1 pseudogene is annotated in these 340 nt (G+C 44.1%); it reads left to right on the forward strand.

Going from position 1 to position 340, the window contains the following annotated elements:
- Window positions 1-126: 126 nt before the first annotated feature.
- Window positions 127-228 (forward strand): annotated as a pseudogene (locus tag H8K52_RS22045) (transposase); the annotation flags it as partial.
- Window positions 229-340 lie beyond the last annotated feature (112 nt).

Raw genomic sequence — 340 nt, forward strand, 5'->3', positions numbered from 1 at the left:
TGGACGATGCCGATTCACAATTGGCGTATGGCCTTAAATCGTTTTATGATTGAGTTCGGTGATCGTATTCAAAAACACGATCACTAACTTGTTCCGTGGCATTTACACAGAAATTCTTACAGGCTCCATGGTCATCGTTACGCACGCTTTCGTGGATTAGCCAAGGTCAAGGCGCAAGCGCTTCTGGCTGCAGCATGTCAAAACATGAAGAAGATGGCGAGTTTATTAGAAAAGGCCCTGCGCCTTTCTTTATCGTCTTATTTGACTCAAGCAAAGCACCTATGGCGACTATGGAAGGCATTGAGTCTTCGTTTGAAAAATACGTGGCGAAGTTCTTTTA

Source organism: Affinundibacterium seohonense (genome assembly GCF_014284305.1).
In the GTDB taxonomy this organism is placed as follows: Bacteria; Pseudomonadota; Gammaproteobacteria; order Burkholderiales; family Burkholderiaceae_D; genus Undibacterium; species Undibacterium seohonense.